The sequence below is a fragment of the Paeniglutamicibacter psychrophenolicus genome (genome assembly GCF_017876575.1).
GTDB classification, from domain to species: Bacteria; Actinomycetota; Actinomycetes; order Actinomycetales; family Micrococcaceae; genus Paeniglutamicibacter; species Paeniglutamicibacter psychrophenolicus.
In genome coordinates this window covers 2459626-2475998 of the sequence record NZ_JAGIOE010000001.1, presented here as the reverse complement: position 1 = coordinate 2475998, position 16373 = coordinate 2459626, and the positions used below count along the sequence as shown (strand labels likewise).

General features: G+C 69.4%; 15 protein-coding genes. 9 read left to right on the top strand and 6 right to left on the bottom strand.

Translation table 11 applies throughout. The features are described 5' to 3' along the window. Positions 1-17: 17 nt before the first annotated feature. Both JOF46_RS11210 and JOF46_RS11205 read left to right on the top strand, forming a co-directional pair. Positions 18-338, top strand: coding sequence for an antibiotic biosynthesis monooxygenase family protein (locus tag JOF46_RS11210; protein ID WP_209907358.1), 321 nt, complete (start codon positions 18-20; stop codon positions 336-338). 93 nt (positions 339-431) lie between these two features. After that, complete coding sequence (locus JOF46_RS11205; protein ID WP_209907357.1) at positions 432-1247, top strand: alpha/beta fold hydrolase; 816 nt, start codon at positions 432-434, stop codon at positions 1245-1247. Between the two features lie 76 nt (positions 1248-1323). On the opposite strand, the gene JOF46_RS11200 is transcribed toward JOF46_RS11205, so the two are convergent. Beyond that, the gene (locus tag JOF46_RS11200) at positions 1324-2109 is read right to left on the bottom strand and encodes a hypothetical protein (protein ID WP_209907356.1); all 786 of its coding nucleotides are present in this window, start codon (positions 2107-2109) and stop codon (positions 1324-1326) included. A gap of 580 nt (positions 2110-2689) precedes the next feature. On the opposite strand from JOF46_RS11200, the gene JOF46_RS11195 reads away from it, so the two are divergent. From JOF46_RS11195 to hpaD, 4 genes are read left to right on the top strand one after another with little or no spacing between them, the layout of a single operon-like run. After that, a complete protein-coding gene (locus JOF46_RS11195) occupies positions 2690-4195 on the top strand; it encodes a fumarylacetoacetate hydrolase family protein (protein WP_209907355.1) in 1506 nt (501 codons plus the stop codon). Positions 4196-4202: 7 nt separating this feature from the next. After that, positions 4203-4862, top strand: coding sequence for a GntR family transcriptional regulator (locus JOF46_RS11190; RefSeq protein ID WP_209907354.1), 660 nt, complete (start codon positions 4203-4205; stop codon positions 4860-4862). 53 nt (positions 4863-4915) lie between these two features. Then, on the top strand, positions 4916-6421 hold the full coding sequence (gene hpaE / locus JOF46_RS11185) for a 5-carboxymethyl-2-hydroxymuconate semialdehyde dehydrogenase (RefSeq protein ID WP_209907353.1): 1506 nt from the start codon (positions 4916-4918) through the stop codon (positions 6419-6421). A gap of 48 nt (positions 6422-6469) precedes the next feature. Beyond that, positions 6470-7579, top strand: coding sequence for a 3,4-dihydroxyphenylacetate 2,3-dioxygenase (gene hpaD / locus JOF46_RS11180; RefSeq protein ID WP_209907352.1), 1110 nt, complete (start codon positions 6470-6472; stop codon positions 7577-7579). A gap of 185 nt (positions 7580-7764) precedes the next feature. On the opposite strand, the gene JOF46_RS11175 is transcribed toward hpaD, so the two are convergent. From JOF46_RS11175 to JOF46_RS22725, 3 genes are all read right to left on the bottom strand, one after another. After that, on the bottom strand, positions 7765-8325 hold the full coding sequence (locus JOF46_RS11175) for a dihydrofolate reductase family protein (RefSeq protein WP_209907351.1): 561 nt from the start codon (positions 8323-8325) through the stop codon (positions 7765-7767). 94 nt (positions 8326-8419) lie between these two features. Then, complete coding sequence (locus tag JOF46_RS11170; protein ID WP_425355051.1) at positions 8420-9181, bottom strand: response regulator; 762 nt, start codon at positions 9179-9181, stop codon at positions 8420-8422. Beyond that, positions 9178-10488, bottom strand: a complete 1311-nt coding sequence (locus JOF46_RS22725; RefSeq protein ID WP_209907350.1) for a sensor histidine kinase — start codon at positions 10486-10488, stop codon at positions 9178-9180. The genes JOF46_RS11170 and JOF46_RS22725 overlap by 4 nt, the downstream gene beginning before the upstream one ends. Positions 10489-10848: 360 nt before the next feature. Between JOF46_RS22725 and JOF46_RS11160 the strand changes: the two genes are divergently transcribed. Both JOF46_RS11160 and JOF46_RS11155 read left to right on the top strand, forming a co-directional pair. After that, positions 10849-11670 carry a GAP family protein gene (locus JOF46_RS11160; RefSeq protein WP_209907349.1) on the top strand — a complete coding sequence of 274 codons (822 nt, stop codon included), beginning with the start codon at positions 10849-10851 and terminating at the stop codon, positions 11668-11670. A 111-nt stretch (positions 11671-11781) separates the two neighbouring features. Further along, complete coding sequence (locus JOF46_RS11155) at positions 11782-12453, top strand: phosphoribosyltransferase (RefSeq protein ID WP_209907348.1); 672 nt, start codon at positions 11782-11784, stop codon at positions 12451-12453. On the opposite strand, the gene JOF46_RS11150 is transcribed toward JOF46_RS11155, so the two are convergent. Continuing rightward, the gene (locus tag JOF46_RS11150) at positions 12450-13943 is read right to left on the bottom strand and encodes an MFS transporter (RefSeq protein ID WP_209907347.1); all 1494 of its coding nucleotides are present in this window, start codon (positions 13941-13943) and stop codon (positions 12450-12452) included. The genes JOF46_RS11155 and JOF46_RS11150 overlap by 4 nt on opposite strands. A 262-nt stretch (positions 13944-14205) precedes the next feature. Between JOF46_RS11150 and JOF46_RS11145 the strand changes: the two genes are divergently transcribed. Continuing rightward, positions 14206-14472 carry a GlsB/YeaQ/YmgE family stress response membrane protein gene (locus tag JOF46_RS11145; protein ID WP_209907346.1) on the top strand — a complete coding sequence of 89 codons (267 nt, stop codon included), beginning with the start codon at positions 14206-14208 and terminating at the stop codon, positions 14470-14472. Between the two features lie 90 nt (positions 14473-14562). Here JOF46_RS11145 and JOF46_RS11140 read toward each other — a convergent pair whose 3' ends face one another. Further along, positions 14563-16050, bottom strand: coding sequence for an MFS transporter (locus JOF46_RS11140; protein WP_209907345.1), 1488 nt, complete (start codon positions 16048-16050; stop codon positions 14563-14565). Positions 16051-16373: the final 323 nt, after the last annotated feature.

The window sequence follows — 16373 nt, the reverse complement described above, 5'->3', positions numbered from 1 at the left end:
GGCGCACACTGGGAACCATGATCACCGAACACGCATTGCTGCCGGTCATCGCCGGCATGGAGGACGAGTTCATGGCCGCCTTCGAGCGGGCCCGCCCGTTTATTTCCGCCACCGAGGGCTTCCTCGGGCTGCAGCTGTCCCGCAGCATCGAGACGCCCAACCACTTCCTGCTGCTGGTCTCCTGGACATCGCTCGAGGCGCACACCGTCGGCTTCCGCGGTTCGGGGAACTACCGCCAGTGGAAGGCACTGCTGCATCGCTTCTACGATCCGTTCCCGGTGGTCGAACACTTTCAGGCCGTTGAACCGGCAACCACCGCCCCGCGCATCGCCACATGACATCACCATGCAAAGTGGCAGCGGCCCCGACGAGCGCCCCGCGCAACGCCGGGACATTCGCCAAGCCCTTCCGGATCTGAAAGGATCTGCCACATGGAATCCACACACGAGCACCTTGTCGAAGGCACCGCCAACGCACTGGGCCTGACCGTCTACGAACCAGGCTCCCCCACCGCGTTGCGCCCGGTGGTCCTGCTGCACGGCTTTGCCTCCTCCAGCGAGCTGAACTGGGTGAAGTCCGGGTGGGTCCGCTCGTTGACCGAGGCCGGCCGCAAGGTGCTGGCGGTGGATCTTCCCGGGCACGGCACCTCCCCGGCGCCCGAGGACCTTGATGCCTACACGCCCAGCCGCATGCGCGCTGACTTGCTGCAGTTGTTGATGGACCACGGCGCGAAAACCCTGTCGGCAAGCGACCCGCTCAGCGGCATCGACGTTGTCGGCTACTCCCTGGGTGCGCGCCTGGCCTGGGAGTTCGGCGGCACCCAGCCGCAGTTGGTCAACCGCCTGGTGCTCGGCGGGCCGGCGAGCATCGATCCGTTGGCCGCCTTCGACCTGAACGCCGCCCAGCAATTCCTGGCCGACGGCACCTCGATCGCCGACGAGTCGACGGCGGATTTGCTGCGCATGGCGCAAACCGTGGAATCCAACGACATGTTCTCGCTCATGAGCATGATCCAGGCCATCAAGACCGAGCCCTTCTCCCCCGAGCAGATGGTCCCCACCATGCCCACGCTGCTGGTGGCCGGGGACGGGGACGCGCTGGCCACGACCATGCCGCGGCTGACCGAGCTGCTGGCAACCCGCGAGACCGAGAAGTCCGTGCTCTGGCTGGCCGGACGCGACCATGCCAACGCGGTGACCAGCCGGGAGTTCAGGAACGCTGCGGTCGCCTTCCTGGGCGGGAAGTAGCCCGTACCCGCCCCCGTACCCGTACCCGACCATGTCCCGAAGGACCTTCCCGCGCCCGGTGGTTGCGCGAAGGTCCTCAGCCGGCGGCTCCCACCTGAACCAACAGGTCGCCGAGCCGGGCGTGGATGCGCTTCAGGGCAGGCATCGTCACCGGCAACGACGCGGTGCGGTCGATGCGGTATCCGTCCGGGTCGTTGCCGACGGTGTTCCAGCAGTCCAGCGCGAGGTGGAAGGAGCCTCGGCTGCCTTCGGCGCCGGGTGTGTAGATTGCCCGTGCCGCCAGCAGGTCGGCCGCCCCGGCCGCCTCACCCGGGGTGCCGTAGACCAGGTTCTGGTCACCACTCCCGGCGGTCAACCCCAGGGTCATGGTCAGCCGGCAGCCGTCGTCGCCGTGGTCCCGGCACCACGGCTGGCAGTCGTCCGGGTGCTGGTCGGACCGATTGAGGGCCGCCCAACCGGCGCGGGCCGGGGCGATGCCTTCTTCCAGCTCGGCCCGGTGTGCCTCCCCGCTGCGAATCAGGGCCAGGAACCTGCCCAGCTGCGCGCGGACGCTCTTCATGCCCGGTCCATTGGTTTGGAACGATGCCGCCGCCTCCCCGCGGTAGGTCTCACCAATCAGGGCCAGGTTCAGGGTGCACCACAGCGCGGGGGTTTCATCCTCGTCGTCCAGAAATTCACTGCCCACCGAAAGCTCCAGGTCGTTGCAGCCGGTGGCACCGCCGGCGCCCTGCAGGTCGATCCCCGCCAGGGCCTCCCTGCCGCGAAGCGACGCGGGCTTCTCATACAGTTCGAACGCTGCGGCGCAGGTGCCGCCAAAATGGTTGTTGCACCATGGCTGGCAGGCGTCTGTGGTTTCCGGCATGTCGGTTGGCTCCTGATGTGCAACGGGGACGATGGTTGCCGCATACACTTCCATGGCGCACCGACGTTTCGGCGCGCGGCCCCTGGGCCGCCCCTCGGGTACGGCATCGGCGGATCCCGGACCCTCCCCAAGGAATCCGGGCCCCGCCGTGAAATCCGTGTCGCGGCCACACCACGTCGCGCGTCGTCACGATGGCGTGCCCCGCCTCCCCCAAAGGAGACGAGACACGCAGCGGCCGATTCGCTAGCCGACATCGCTTGACCGGTGCCCGCGGGCCGCGGCAGGTTCCCCAAGAACCCGCCGTAGCGCTCCGTGCACCCCTTCTCGAAGCAGCAAAGGCGTTCACCTTGCTGGTTTCAAACATTAAGAGCCGGGGTGCCCGGGATCGTGACGCCGATTTCGCGGGATTGTCGGAAAATCTTTTCCGGCTCGGGCGGGCCACCGATTTCCCGCATGGATCCGGGGATCTTGGGCATTTCATGCCAGCACCGACACCCTTGCGGCGGGCCAACCCTTGACAGGCCGGGAGATCGAGATCACACTAGATCGTATACGATTTCATACACAACAGGAGGAAACCGTGAGCAGCGACGCCACAGCCACCGAACCGGTCCAGGTCGACCAGTCCATCTTCGACAAGGCCGGCAAGGTTCTTGCAGTGCACCTCTCCTACTCCTCCCGCGCCGCCCAACGCGGCCGCACCCCGGCATTCCCCTCCTACTTCATGAAGGCCTCCTCCTCGCTGGCAGCCTCCGGTTCCACCGTCGAGCGCCCGGCCGGCACCGAACTGCTCGCCTTCGAGGGCGAGATCGCCCTGGTCATCGGCGACGACGCCCGCCGCGTCAGTGTCGAGAACGCCTGGAGCCACGTCGGGTACGTGACCGCCTCCAACGACCTGGGCGTGTACGACATGAAGTACGCCGACAAGGGTTCGAACATCCGCTCCAAGTCGGGAGATGGCTACACCCCGATGGGCCCGGTGCTGCTTCCCGCGGCGGCCGTGAACCCGGAAGCCCTGCGCATCCGCACCTGGGTCAACGGCCAGCTCGCCCAGGACGCCACCACCGAAGAACTCATCTTCTCCTTCGCGCAGATCGTCGCGGACCTCTCGCAGCAGATGACGCTGAAGGCCGGCGACGTGATCCTCACCGGCACCCCGGCAGGTTCCTCGGTGATCGTCCCGGGCGATACGGTCGAGGTGCAGGTCGACGATGAGGCCGCCGGCCTGGGCACCGGGCGCCTGTCCACCACCGTCGTGGAGGGCACGGCGGACTTCGCCGCCTTCGGCAACCAGCCCAAGATCACCGACGCGGATCGGATCGACGCCTTCGGCACCGCCGCCGGCGCGGGCATCGAGCTGCCGATCACCGGCAAGCAGGCACTGACCGACGAGGTCAAGGAAAAGCTGCTCTCCGTGGCCACCGCAACCATCTCCGGCGCGTTGCGCAAGCGCGGACTGAACAACGTCTCGGTCGACGGGCTGCAGGCCACCAAGGGCATGACCAAGGTCATCGGCACCGCCCGCACGCTGCGCTACGTGCCGGGCCGCGAGGACCTGTTCAAGTCCCACGGCGGCGGCTACAACGCGCAGAAGCGCGTCATCGACGACATCGGCCCGGGCGAGATCCTGGTCATGGAGGCCCGCGGCGAGAAGGGCTCCGGCACCCTCGGCGACATCCTGGCGATGCGCACCCAGGTCCGCGGCGCCGAGGCCATCATCACCGACGGCGGGGTCCGCGACCTGGACGCCGTATCGGCCCTAGACATCCCGACCTTCCACAACGGCGCGCACCCGGCGGTGCTGGGGCGCAAGCACGTGCCGTGGGACACCGACGTGGCCGTGGGCTGCGGGGGGACCACCATCGTGCCCGGGGACATCGTCATCGCCGACGCCGACGGCATCCTGGTCATCCCGCCGCACCTGGCCGCCGAGATCGCCGAGGAGGTCGTCGAATCCGAGCGCCAGGACACCTTCGTCTTCCTGAACGTGTCCAAGGGCAGCAAGATCGAGGGCCTGTTCCCGATGAACACCGGCTGGAAGGCCAAGTACAACCAGTGGGTCGCCGACGGCGAACCGGAAATCTAGGCCCGCCATGGCACCGAGCAAGTCAGAGTCGGCCTACCGGCTGCTGCACGAGAAGATCACCGAGGGAACCTTCACCCCCGGCTACCGGCTGGTGCTGGGCACCATCGCCGCCGAGCTTGGCTGCTCGGTGGTCCCGGTCCGCGAGGCCATCCGCCGGCTGGAGGCCGAGGGCCTGGTGACCTTCGAACGAAACGTCGGGGCCATGGTGGCCGCCGCGGACACCACGCTCTACCTGCACACCATGCAGACCCTGGCGATCATCGAGGGCGCGGCCACCGCGCTGAGCGCCCCGTTCATCGACGCCGGCCAGCTGGCCGCGGCCCGGGCCATCAACCAGGCCATGGCCGACCTGTTGGTCGACTTCGACGCGGTGCGCTTCACCGAACTGAACAACGAGTTCCACCAGGTGCTCTACCGCAATTGCCCCAACCCGCACATCCTAGAGCTGGTGCACCGCGGTTGGAACCGCCTGGCCGTGATGCGCACCTCCTCCTTCACCCACATCCCCGGCCGCGCCCGGGAATCGGTGGCCGAGCACGCCCGGCTGCTGGATTTGATCGAGACCCGGGCCCCGGCCGCGCAAATCGAACAGGCGGCCCGTGCCCACCGCACCACCACCCTGAACGCCTACCTGGCGGCGGCCAACCTCCCGGCCTCCCCGCTCTAGCCCTTTTCGCAGCACACCGCTTTCCCCCGCAATCCCCCACAAGGAGCCAGTAAATGAGCAAGCACTTCGTTCCCGAGAACCTTCCGACGAGAATCCAGCACTACATCGACGGCAAGTTCGTCGACTCCATCAACGGGGAGACCTTCGAGGTGCTGGACCCGGTGACCAACACGACCTACGCCACCGCCGCCGCGGGCCAGAAGGCCGACATCGACGCCGCGGTCGCGGCCGCCACCGAGGCCTTCAAGAACGGCCCGTGGCCGACCATGAGTGCCCGCGCCCGCGCCAAGGTGCTGTACAAGATCGCCGACGCCGTCGTCGCCGCCGAAGACCGCCTCGCGGAGATGGAAACCTTCGACACCGGCCTGCCGATCACCCAGGCCCGCGGCCAGGCCCAGCGCGCCGCGGAGAACTTCCGCTTCTTCGCCGATTTGATCGTCGCCCAGCACGACACCGCGCTGAAGGTCCCCGGTTCCCAGCTGAACTACGTCAACCGCAAGCCGATCGGTGTGGCCGGGCTGATCACCCCGTGGAACACCCCGTTCATGCTCGAATCCTGGAAGCTCGCCCCGGCCATCGCCTCGGGCTGCACCGTGGTGCTGAAGCCGGCCGAGTTCACCCCGCTCTCGGCCTCGCTGTGGGCCACCATCTTCGAGGATGCGGGCCTGCCGGTCGGCGTCTTCAACCTGGTCAACGGCATCGGCGAGGAGGCCGGCGACGCGCTGGTCAAGCACCCGAAGGTTCCGCTGATCTCCTTCACCGGCGAGTCCTCCACCGGCCAGCTGATCTTCCGCAACTGCGCCGAAAACCTCAAGGGCATGTCCATGGAGCTGGGCGGCAAGTCCCCGGCCATCGTGTTCGCCGATGCCGATTTCGACGCCGCCATCGATTCCACCCTCTTTGGCGTGTTCTCGCTCAACGGCGAGCGCTGCACCGCAGGCTCGCGCATCCTGGTCGAGCGCCCCATCTACGAGAAGTTCATCGAGGCCTACGCCGCGCGCGCGAAGAACATCAAGGTCGGGGACCCGCACGATCCCGAGACCCAGGTCGGCGCGCTGGTGCACCCCGAGCACTACGCCAAGGTCATGGGCTACGTGGAAATCGGCAAGACCGAGGCCCGCGTCGTGGCCGGCGGCGGACGCCCGGAGAACCTGCCCGAAGGCCAGGAGAACGGTTCCTACGTCGCCCCGACCGTGTTCGTCGACGTCGCCCCGGACGCCCGCATCTTCCAGGAGGAGATCTTCGGCCCCGTCGTGGCGATCACCCCGTTCGACACCGACGAGGAGGCCCTGGCGCTGGCCAACAACACCAAGTACGGGCTGGCCGCCTACGTGTGGACCAACGACCTCAAGCGCGCGCACAACTTCGCCCAGGACGTCGAGGCAGGCATGGTCTGGCTCAACAGCCACAACGTGCGCGATTTGCGCAGCCCGTTCGGCGGCGTGAAGGCCTCGGGACTGGGACACGAGGGCGGCTACCGCTCCATCGACTTCTACACCGACCAGCAGGCCGTGCACATCACCCTCGGAGAGGTCCACACCCCCAAGTTCGGCGCCTAGCCACTCCCCCAACTTTCCAGCTTTATTCGCGAAGGAGCGAACCCCGTCATGACCAAGACACCCACCAACCCCGTTCCCACCCCCTCGGTTCCGGCCCCGGACATCCTGCGCTGCGCCTACGCCGAGCTCGTCGTCACCGACCTGGCCGCCTCGCGCAAGTTCTACGTCGACATGCTGGGCCTGCACGTGTCCTACGAGGACGACACGCAGATCTACCTGCGCTCCTTCGAGGAGTTCATCCACCACAACCTGGTGTTGACCCTCGGCCCGGTCGCGGCGCTGAAGGCCATGGCCTTCCGCGTGCGCTCCAACGCGGACGTCGACGCCGCCGAGGCCTACTACAAGGAACTGGGCTGCCGCACCGAACGCCGCACCGAGGGCTTCGTGCGCGGCATCGGCGATGCGGTCCGCGTGGAGGACCCGCTGGGCTTCCCCTACGAGTTCTTCTTCGAGACCACCCACGTCGAGCGCCTGCACCAGCGCTACGACATCTACAACGCCGGCGAGCTGGTCCGCCTGGACCACTTCAACCAGGTCACCCCGGATGTGCCGCGCGGCCGGGCCTACCTGGAGGACCTGGGCTTCCGCGTCACCGAGGACATCCAGGACGAGGAAGGCACCACCTACGCCGCTTGGATGCACCGCAAGGGCACCGTGCACGACACCGCGCTGACCGGCGGCGACGGCCCGCGCCTGCACCACGTGGCCTTCTCCACCCACGAGAAGCACAACATCATCCAGATCTGCGACAAGATGGGCGCCCTGCGCATGTCCGACCGCATCGAGCGCGGCCCCGGACGCCACGGCGTCTCCAACGCGTTCTACCTCTACATCCTGGACCCCGATGACCACCGCATCGAGATCTACACCCAGGACTACTACACCGGGGACCCGGACAACCCGGTGATCACCTGGGACGTGCACGACAACCAGCGCCGCGACTGGTGGGGCAACCCCGTGGTCCCGTCCTGGTACACCGAGGCCTCCCTGGTCCTTGACCTGGACGGCAACCCGCGCGAGGTCGTCAAGCGCACCGATTCCTCCGAGATGGCGGTGACCGTGGGGGCCGACGGCTTCTCCTACACCCGCGCACCGGGCAACGCGCTGACCGGGGACCCGGGCGAGGAAGTCGGCTTCAAGATGGGCCACCAGCTCTAGCCGGCCCCCGGCAACCCGCAGCACCACCGGACCTTCGCGTTCGACGGGGGGTCGGCGTGCATGGCACCATCGTGGCGATGGTGCGTGCGCGCCGGCCCCTTCGGCGTGCCCGGCTCCTTCTGCGTGCCGGGAGCCGGCGGTGTTTGCGGATGCGGCAACGTTTCCGCATCCCGCCGCCGGGGCGGTTAGTGCAGCACGCGGTGGCGCATGAAGACCATGCCGTTGTCGAAGCGGCGCTCCTCGAGCAGCTCGAGCGGTTGGCGGATCCCGTCGGGGAACATCCGCTTGCCTCCCCCGACGAGCATCGGGGACACGAAGACCTGGCACTCGTCGATGAGCCCCGCGCGCCACGCCTCGGCCGCCAGCTCGGCGCCGGAAACGCTGAGGTCCTTTGCCGCGGTTTCCTTCAGTGCCCGCACCATCCCGGCATCGAAGGTGCGCTCGATCCGCGTGCGCCTCGTGCTCGCCGCCTGAAGGATGCGTGAGAACACGACCTTGTCGGCGGCCTGCCAGAGGCGGGCGAACTCTGCGTCCCCGGGCGACCCGGCGGCATACCCGGGGTCGGTTTCCCAGCCGGACATCATTTCGTACATGGTGCGCCCGTACAGGTAGGTGCCCACGTCGCGCTCGGCGGCGTTGATGAAGTCCATGACCTCCTCGCCCGGGTACGCCCAGCCGAAGTCCCCCGACGCGTCGGCGACGTACCCGTCCAGCGAGGCGAGGTACGCGTAGATCAGCTTGGCCATGGTGTTCCCTTTCCCGGGCGCCCCGGGTATCCCCGAACGGTGGACGGGGCCCTTCGGCGCGTCGGGTTCAGGCTACTCCCCGCCGGCCGGGAAGTCACCGGTTCCGCCTGTGGCCGGTGCCCGGGGGCTGGGTGCGGATTTCCTGTTCCTGTGCGAACGCACGGTGCGCGACCAAGGCCGCCTGGACCCTGGAGGCGACGCCCAGCTTGCCCATGAGCCGTGAAACATGCGTCTTCACGGTGGTCTCGCCGATGCCCAGGTTCCGCCCGATCCGGTGGTTGGTGTGGCCCGCCCCGAGTTCCCGCAGGACCTGCAGCTCCCGCCCGGTCAGCACCGTGCGCGGGTCGATGCCCATGGCTTCCGCGGCGGGCGCGGACGCCGCCTCGAGCGCCGCGTGCACGATCTTGGCGGTGACTTCCGGGGCCAGCACCTTCTCGCCTCCGAGCACCGCGTGCATGGCGGCGATGATGGACTGCGGGGACGCGCTCTTGAGCAGGAAGCCCTGGGCACCGGCGGCCAGCGCCCCGAAGAGGTACTCGTCGTGGTCGAACGTGGTGAGCACCAGGACCTTGGACAGCTCCTCGGCCACGATCCGCCCGGTGGCCGCAACCCCGTCCATGACGGGCATGCGCAGGTCCATGAGCACCACGTCCGGCCGCAGGGCGCGGGCCATGGATACCGCGGTGGCACCGTTTTCGGCCTCGCCGACGACGGTGAATCCCGGTGCAGATTCCACGACCATGCGCATGCCGAGCCGGACCGCGGCGTGGTCGTCGGCCAGCAGCACGGTGATCGCACCCCGGGGTGGTGCTTCGCGGGATTCGGGGCCCGGTTCCGGCGGTTGGTGTGCGCTCACGTGGTTCCCTCGTTGAGGTGGGCAGGTGCGTGGCCGAGGGGCGGGGCCGGTTTCCCCGGCGCCGGGGCCGCTGCCGGCGGGCGGTGGCCCATCGGCAGCAGCATGAACACCGCGAAGGCGTTGTTGGCCGTCGAGATCCGGAACGATCCGCCCAGCTCGGCGCTTCGGGCCCGCATGCCCCGCAGTCCGGTGCCCGTGCCGTGGACGCCGGCGGCCCCGCCATCGCCCGGATGCCCGGCGGCCACCGGGTTGGACGCCGTCAACAGCACCGACCCGTCGCGGGGCACCAGCGAGAGCGAGAGTTCGCCCTCCGGGGCATGCTTGGCGAAGTTGACCAGGGACTCGTTGATGGTCCGGTAGATGGTTGCCTGGGTCACGGCATCCAGGGTGCTTCCCCGTCCGGGCAGCTCGTTGCGGTAGGCGACGCGGAGCCCCGAGCTGCTGTAGGTCCGGAGAAGGGCCGGGACATCGCCCAGCGACCCGGCCGGCGCGAGCGGGGTGCCGCGGTGCAGCATGCGGATCATGGTGTTCAGCTCCTCGATCCCGTTGACGCTCTGTGCGCGGATCTCGTCCATGGCGCGGGCGGCCAGCGCCGGGTTCTGCGGGGCGTTCAGTGCCGCACCGCTTTGCAGCGCAATCGCGGCAAGCCGGGCGGAGAGCACGTCGTGGACCTCGCGGGCCATGGTGGTGCGCTCGGCCACCAGCATCCGTTCGTGTTCGGCATCTTGGGCCGCGGAGCGCGCCGCGGCGGCCTCGGCCATGGCAGCCGCGGTGCGTGCCTCGCTGGCCGCCAGCTCCCGGCCGTGGCGGATGTTTCCCGCCCATTGCGCGGGCATCACCAGGACCATCGCCGCAACCAGGGCGAGGGTCACGCTGATCGCGGCGGAACCGGTCACGAAGTACATCGCGATCGACAGCAGCGCCGTGAGCACCAGCGAGCCGTGCTCGGCGGCCCGCGAAACCCTGGCGCCACCCCAAAGCACCAACGTGAAGACGGTTTCGAAGACCAGGAAGAACCCTCCGCTGCTGCCCACCAGCAACAGCACGATCCCGGCCACCGCCATGGTGGCCGAGGCGGCCAGGACGTGGAGTTGCCTCAGGGCAATGGCCAGGCAGCCGATGGCCAGCGGCAGCGGCCACCACCCGATGTACCTTTGCAGCCCCCAGGCCCCGTCGTTGTCCATGGCCAGGGCGTGCAGCAGCCAGGTGAGTCCCCCATAGCCCAGCGCCAGGGCCAGGTCCTGGGGTCGCACTCGTCCGAGACGGCCGGGCCCGGGCGTCGCGGTGGCGTTGTCATCGGCTATCACCCTTTCATCGTGGTACGTCGGGGTGCTTTTACCAAGGGCGACACCACGAAGTGCCCCTGCCAAGTCCGTCGCGGGCGCCCGCGCGCGCGAGGCCCGGGGTTCCCGCGGCCTTCAGTGCCTTCTTGAATGCCTGGGCGGCGCGCGCGGCCCGGGGGCGACGCGCCACAAACCCGGTGCATCGGCCAGATTCATCAGGGTCGCGCGCGCGAGGCACGGGCCGCGGGGGCAGCGGAAGCGGAGGAAGTGGCGGATTCGGGGCGCTGCGCCTTGGCGTCGGCGCCCGGTGTCCTACGAAGGGATGACCCCGGATGCTCCCATTGATCGACGCCAATACGCCGGTGCCCGGGGGAAGCTGGAAGCATGATGCTTGGAACCACCGGATTGTTCGCTTCCCTGGCCGTGCTGGCCCTGATCGATGCCACCAGCATCGGCACCCTGGTGATCCCGGTGTGGCTGGTGCTCCGGGCAAGGTCGCGCGGGGATCTGCGCTCGGCGCTGGCCTACCTGGGGGTCTTGGGGAGCTTCTACCTGGCCGTCGGGCTGCTGCTGCTCGGCGGTGTCGATCTGGTCAGCAAGGAATTCACCGGCGCATTGCTGGGCTCTTCGACCTTTCGGTGGGCGGTGCTGCTGCTCGGCGCCGGGATGCTTGCCTGGTCCTTCAAGAAAACCCCGGACAAGGCCAGGGCCTCATCCGGGGCAGTGACCACGGGTGCGGGCCGGTCGGCCGCGGAAACCGGCCGCGCACCTGCTCCCGCACAGGACGCCGCACGCCAGACCGGGCCGGGCTCCGAGGGCCGCTGGGCACGTCGGCTGGACACGGCACTGGCCAGCCCGTGGGGCATTGCGGGGCTGGGCGTCACCGCCGGGCTGCTGGAGCTGCCCACCATGCTCCCCTACCTGGGGGCCATCGGGCTGCTGACCCAAAGCCCCTATTCCCTGCCGGTGCAATCCGGGCTGTTGGTGCTCTACTGCCTGGTGATGCTGATTCCGGGAGCGGCGGTCATCGGCATCCGGGCGGTTGCAGGACTGAGGTTCCAGGGCCCGCTGGGGCGGCTCTCCGCGTGGCTGGCCAAGTCGTCAGCGGAGTGGCTGCCGTGGATCACGGGCATCCTCGGGTTCCTGATGATGCGATCCTCGTTGGCGTTCCTGTTTCCCACCGCCGGGTGGAACCCCTTCAAGTGACCGGTCGATCCGGGCACGCGTGCAGACCCCGGCCGTCGGCGGCGCGATATTGGGCGGCCGGGGTCCCTGCCCGGTATTCACCCGGTCGCCAAACGCGGGCACACTGGAGGCATGGGCAGGCATGCAGCGGTGAAGTTCCACGACCGGGCGCAGGCCGGCGCGTTGCTCGGCGAGGTCCTGGCCGCCCAGGGCCTGGGCGCCGACACCGTGGTGCTGGGGCTGCTGCGCGGCGGGTTGCCGGTCGCCGCCCCGCTGGCCCAAAGACTGGGTGCCGAGCTCGGTGCGCTGGCCGTGCGCAAACTCGGGGTCCCGGGACATTCGGAGGTTGCCTTCGGCGCCATCGCCTCCTACCGATCCGTCACCGGCCGGTACCTGGTGCCCTCGGTCCACCACCACGCGCAGGCCTCGGTCGGGAACACCGAACTCCAGGCCGTGGAAGACCGGGCCGCCGGAGAACTGGAAGTGCTGGCCGCACGCTTCGCCGACTTCGCGCCGTCGGTGGCCGGGCGGATCGTGGTGCTGTGCGACGACGGGCTGGCCACCGGTGCCACGATGCACGCGTCCCTGGACGTGGTCACCCGGTGCGGGGCGGGACAGGTAGTCGTCGCGGTCCCGGTGGCACCGCGGGACCGGGTGCACGCCATGGAGGGGGCATCGGCCATCATCGCCCTGCACTCCCCGCGCGAGTTCTCCGCCGTCGGCGCCCACTACGAGGACTTCTCCCAGGTCGAGGAGGAGACCGTGGCGGCCCTGCTGCGGGATTCGCGGAACCCGGAGGCCTAGCCGCCCCCGGCCGCCGGCCCCTGCCGGGTGCGCCGGCGCTGGTCGGCGAGCGCCACCAGCAGCGTGATCAGCACGACCGCGGCAATCGAGGCCAGGCCCACGCTCATGGCCGTGTCCCAGGCCGTGGCGGACAGCGTGGCGAAGAAGATGGCGGTCATCATGGCGATGCCGACCGCGGTGCCGATGCGCTGGGAGGTCTGCATGACTCCCCCGGCGCTGCCGGAGTGCTCGGCGGGAACCTCGAGCATCGTCAGCGCCTGGTTCGGGGCGATGATCGCGCCCTGGGCGATGCCCACGAACGCGAGCGTGCCCAGCAGCCACCACAGGCCCACGCGCCCGCCCGCGTGCAGCTCGATGACCACGATGCTGGCCAGCAGCCCGAACAGCGCGCACAGGATCCCGAGGATCACGATCTTGCGTCCGTACTCCATGACCCGCAGCCCGGCCAGGTGCGAGCTGGCCGCCGCGCACAGCGCCGCCGGCAACCCGAGCAGCCCGGCATCCAGCGCCGTGAACCCCTGCCCGTCCTGGACGTAGATGGCCACCAGCACCCACACGCTGGAGATCCCCACGAAGTACAGCCCGGCGATCAGCGTGCCGAAGGTGAAGGAGCTTATGCGGAACAGGTCCAGGTCGACCATCGGGGAGTTGCCGCGGGCCGCGTAGTTCCACTCCCACAGCACCCAGCCGGCGATCACCGCAAGACCTGCGGGCAGCAGCCACCACACCCAGGTGCTCTCGCGTCCCTGCACGAAGGGCAGCAGCATGCCCAGCACGCCGAGCCCCAGCAGCGTGCTGCCGACCGGGTCCAGGTCGGTTCGGCGCCTGGTGCGGCGCCCGGCACCGGGCGCCGGTTGCGGTTCCGGGAGGGCGGCCCGGGTGAACATCGGCCGCGGGAACCAGCGCAGCGCCAGCACGATGGCCAGCGCCCCGACCGGGACGTTGACCAGGAAGGTCGCCCGCCACCCGGCGTCCGGTCCCAGCAGCGCGATCAACGCCCCGCCGAGCAGCGGGCCGATCGCCACCGAGAACCCGACCATGGTGCCCATGGCGCCGTAGGCCCGTCCCCGCTCGGTGCCGCGGAAGTACTGCTGGATCATGCCCAGCACCTGCGGGTTGATCAATCCCGACCCCACGCCCTGGATGAAGCGGGCGAGGTTCAGGCTCAGCGGATCCGGTGCCAGCCCCGCGGCCACCGAGGACAGGGTGAACACCGCGACCCCGGCAATGAACAGGGCGCCGCGGCCAAAGACGTCCCCGGCGCGCCCGGCTGCCACCAGCACCACACCGAAGGTCAGCGCATACCCGGAGAGCACCCACTGGATGTCCGACTGCGAGGCACCGAGGCTTTGCTGCAGGGCCGGCAGGACGACATTGACAATCGACACCCCGATGAGCGACATGAACATGGTGACCAACAGGACCGCCAGGATGCGCCAGCGTCCGGGGTCGGGCACGTGGCTCTCCGCTTCCGGCACCTCGCCGCGCATCGCTTCCCCCTTCGCTTCTCACTCCATTCATACGCGCTCCCGGCATCCCTGCCAAAGGCCCACGCCACACGGCGGTTTACCGCCGGTCCTGAACACCGGTGCGGTTGCGGGTGCCGTGGTGCGGACTCCCGCGCGGGATTCGCCGCCCGCCGTGCATTGCGTAGCGGCGGTTTGGGCCGTAAATTGTTGCTCGTCCGGTGTTGGGCACCGTCCGCACGGACGGCCCGGGACCCGGGCGCCCGATGTCTCGAAGGAGCACCCGATGGGGCTGGTTAGCTGGATCATCCTGGGCCTGGTCGTCGGCGCCCTGATCAAGAACATCATGCCCGGGCGCGTCAACGGCGGCTGGTTCACCTCGCTGGCACTGGGCGTGGCAGGCGCCATCGTCGGCGGCTGGATCGGCAGCCTCATCTTCCACACCGGGCTCGGCGGACTCTTCAACCTGCGCACCTGGGTGCTGTCCATCGTTGGCGCGGTGATTGTCGCCGGGGTCTACGGCGCCATCCGCCAACGGCGCCTGGATCGCTAGCCCCGGCACCAGGCCCGGGATGGAATGCCGCCGGCCCGGGCCGCAGCATCCGGGGTCCCCGAGCGAACCGAATCGTCGGGGTCCCGTTCCTCAGCCCTCGCGGGCGCGCCGGCGCTGGTCGGCGAGCGCCACGCACAGCGTCGCCAGCACCACCACGGCGATCGCGGCCAGCCCCACGCGCATGGCCACGTCCCAGTCGCTGGCAGCCAGCACGGCAAAGAAGACCGCGGTGATCATCGCCATGCCCACGGCGGTGCCGATGCGCTGGGAGGTCTGCATGACCCCGGCGGCGCTTCCCACCGACTTCAGCGGGACCTCGAGCATGGTCAGGGCCTGGTTCGGGGATATCACCGCGCCCTGGGCCAGGCCGAGGAACGCCAGGCCGGCCAGCAGCCACCACATCCCGATCATCCCGCGGGCATGCAGCTCGATGACGGCGATGCAGATGAGCAGGCCGGCCAGCGCGCACCCGATCCCTGAGATCACGATCTTGCGCCCGTACTCCATGACCCGCATCCCGGCCAGATGCGAGCCGACGGCCGTGCAGGCGGCGGCGGGCAGGCCCAGCAGCCCGGCCTGAAGCGCGCTGAAGCCCTGCCCCTGCTGCACGTAGATCGCCACCAGCACCCAGACGCTGGGCATCCCGACGAAGTAGAGCCCGGCGACCGCCGTGCCCATGGAATAGGAGCCGATGCGGAACAGCCCCAGGTCCACCATCGGGGATTTCCCGCGGGCCGCGTAGTTCTTTTCCCAGAGCACCCATCCGGCCACCACCGCGAGCCCGGTGGGCAGCAGCCACCACACCCAGGGGGTCTGCCTGCCCTGCACGAAGGGCAGCAGCACGGCCAAGACCCCGAGACCCAGCAGCACCCCGCCCACCGGGTCCATGTCGGTTCGTTTCGCTACCGGTCCGCCGGTGCCCGGGGCCAGGCTCCTGGCCGCCTGGCGGGAACGGGCCCGCGCGCCGGTGAACAGCGGGCGGGGGAACCAGCGCAACGCCAGCACCACGGCCACCACGCCGACGGGCACGTTGATCAAAAAGGTCCAGCGCCATCCGGCATCCGGGCCCAGCCAGGCGATGAGCGTCCCGCCCAGCAGCGGGCCCAGCGCCACCGAAAGCCCGAGCACCGTGCCGACGCTGCCGTAGGCCCGGCCGCGTTCCTTGCCGCGGAAGTAGTGTTGGATCATCCCCATGATCTGCGGGTTGATCAGGCCCGAGCCGATGCCCTGGACGGCCCGGGCAACGTTCAGTGCCAGCGGGTCGGCGGCCATGCCGGCGGCGACCGAGGAGAGCGTGAAGAGAAGCACCCCGGCCAGGAAGATCGCCCCGCGGCCATAGACATCCCCGGCCCGGCCGGCGGCGACCAGCAGCACCCCGAAGGTCAACGCGTACCCCGCCAGCACCCACTGCAGGTCAGCCTGCGTGGCGCCCAGTCCGACCTGAACCGAAGGCAAAACGACGTTGACGATGCTCACCGAGATCATCATCATGAAAAGCGTGGCCAGCAGCACCGCCAGCACCCTCCAGCGGGCCGGGTCCGGCGTCGGGACGGGCGCTTCCGGGGTTCGGTCGTGCATCGTTGTCTCCGGGTTCGTTTTCCTGCGTTTCGGGTTCCTCCCGCGCGTGCACCGGGAGCAGACCCGCCTTCCGCGCGCGTGTTCCGCGCGCAGGGTGCATCTTCGCCCGATGCTATAGGCCATCCGGTGCGCGCGTGTAGGCCCCCGGGGTTGGCGGCCCGATAGCCAAAAGCCCCTTCCGGAACCGGTACGCGAACCGGGCCGGCCGCGTGGATGGCTGTGCATCGGCTGGCAGGGGGTATCGACATTCTTCGCACCCGATTGCCAGGGGCGTGGCATGTGGGCCTTCCACCCGTGGTCCGGACCGCCCGGCGTTCCCGCCA

Bases quoted from the DNA above. Each gene is read 5' to 3' on its own strand.
- hpaE (WP_209907353.1), top strand. From the start codon at position 4,916: ATGAGCAAGCACTTCGTTCCCGAGAACCTTCCGACGAGAATCCAGCAC.
- JOF46_RS11155 (WP_209907348.1), top strand. From the start codon at position 11,782: ATGGGCAGGCATGCAGCGGTGAAGTTCCACGACCGGGCGCAGGCCGGC.
- JOF46_RS11140 (WP_209907345.1), bottom strand. From the start codon at position 16,050: ATGCACGACCGAACCCCGGAAGCGCCCGTCCCGACGCCGGACCCGGCC.
- JOF46_RS11145 (WP_209907346.1), top strand. From the start codon at position 14,206: ATGGGGCTGGTTAGCTGGATCATCCTGGGCCTGGTCGTCGGCGCCCTG.
- JOF46_RS11175 (WP_209907351.1), bottom strand. From the start codon at position 8,325: ATGGCCAAGCTGATCTACGCGTACCTCGCCTCGCTGGACGGGTACGTC.
- JOF46_RS11210 (WP_209907358.1), top strand. From the start codon at position 18: ATGATCACCGAACACGCATTGCTGCCGGTCATCGCCGGCATGGAGGAC.
- hpaD (WP_209907352.1), top strand. From the start codon at position 6,470: ATGACCAAGACACCCACCAACCCCGTTCCCACCCCCTCGGTTCCGGCC.
- JOF46_RS11160 (WP_209907349.1), top strand. From the start codon at position 10,849: ATGATGCTTGGAACCACCGGATTGTTCGCTTCCCTGGCCGTGCTGGCC.
- JOF46_RS11205 (WP_209907357.1), top strand. From the start codon at position 432: ATGGAATCCACACACGAGCACCTTGTCGAAGGCACCGCCAACGCACTG.
- JOF46_RS11200 (WP_209907356.1), bottom strand. From the start codon at position 2,109: ATGCCGGAAACCACAGACGCCTGCCAGCCATGGTGCAACAACCATTTT.
- JOF46_RS11190 (WP_209907354.1), top strand. From the start codon at position 4,203: ATGGCACCGAGCAAGTCAGAGTCGGCCTACCGGCTGCTGCACGAGAAG.
- JOF46_RS11150 (WP_209907347.1), bottom strand. From the start codon at position 13,943: ATGCGCGGCGAGGTGCCGGAAGCGGAGAGCCACGTGCCCGACCCCGGA.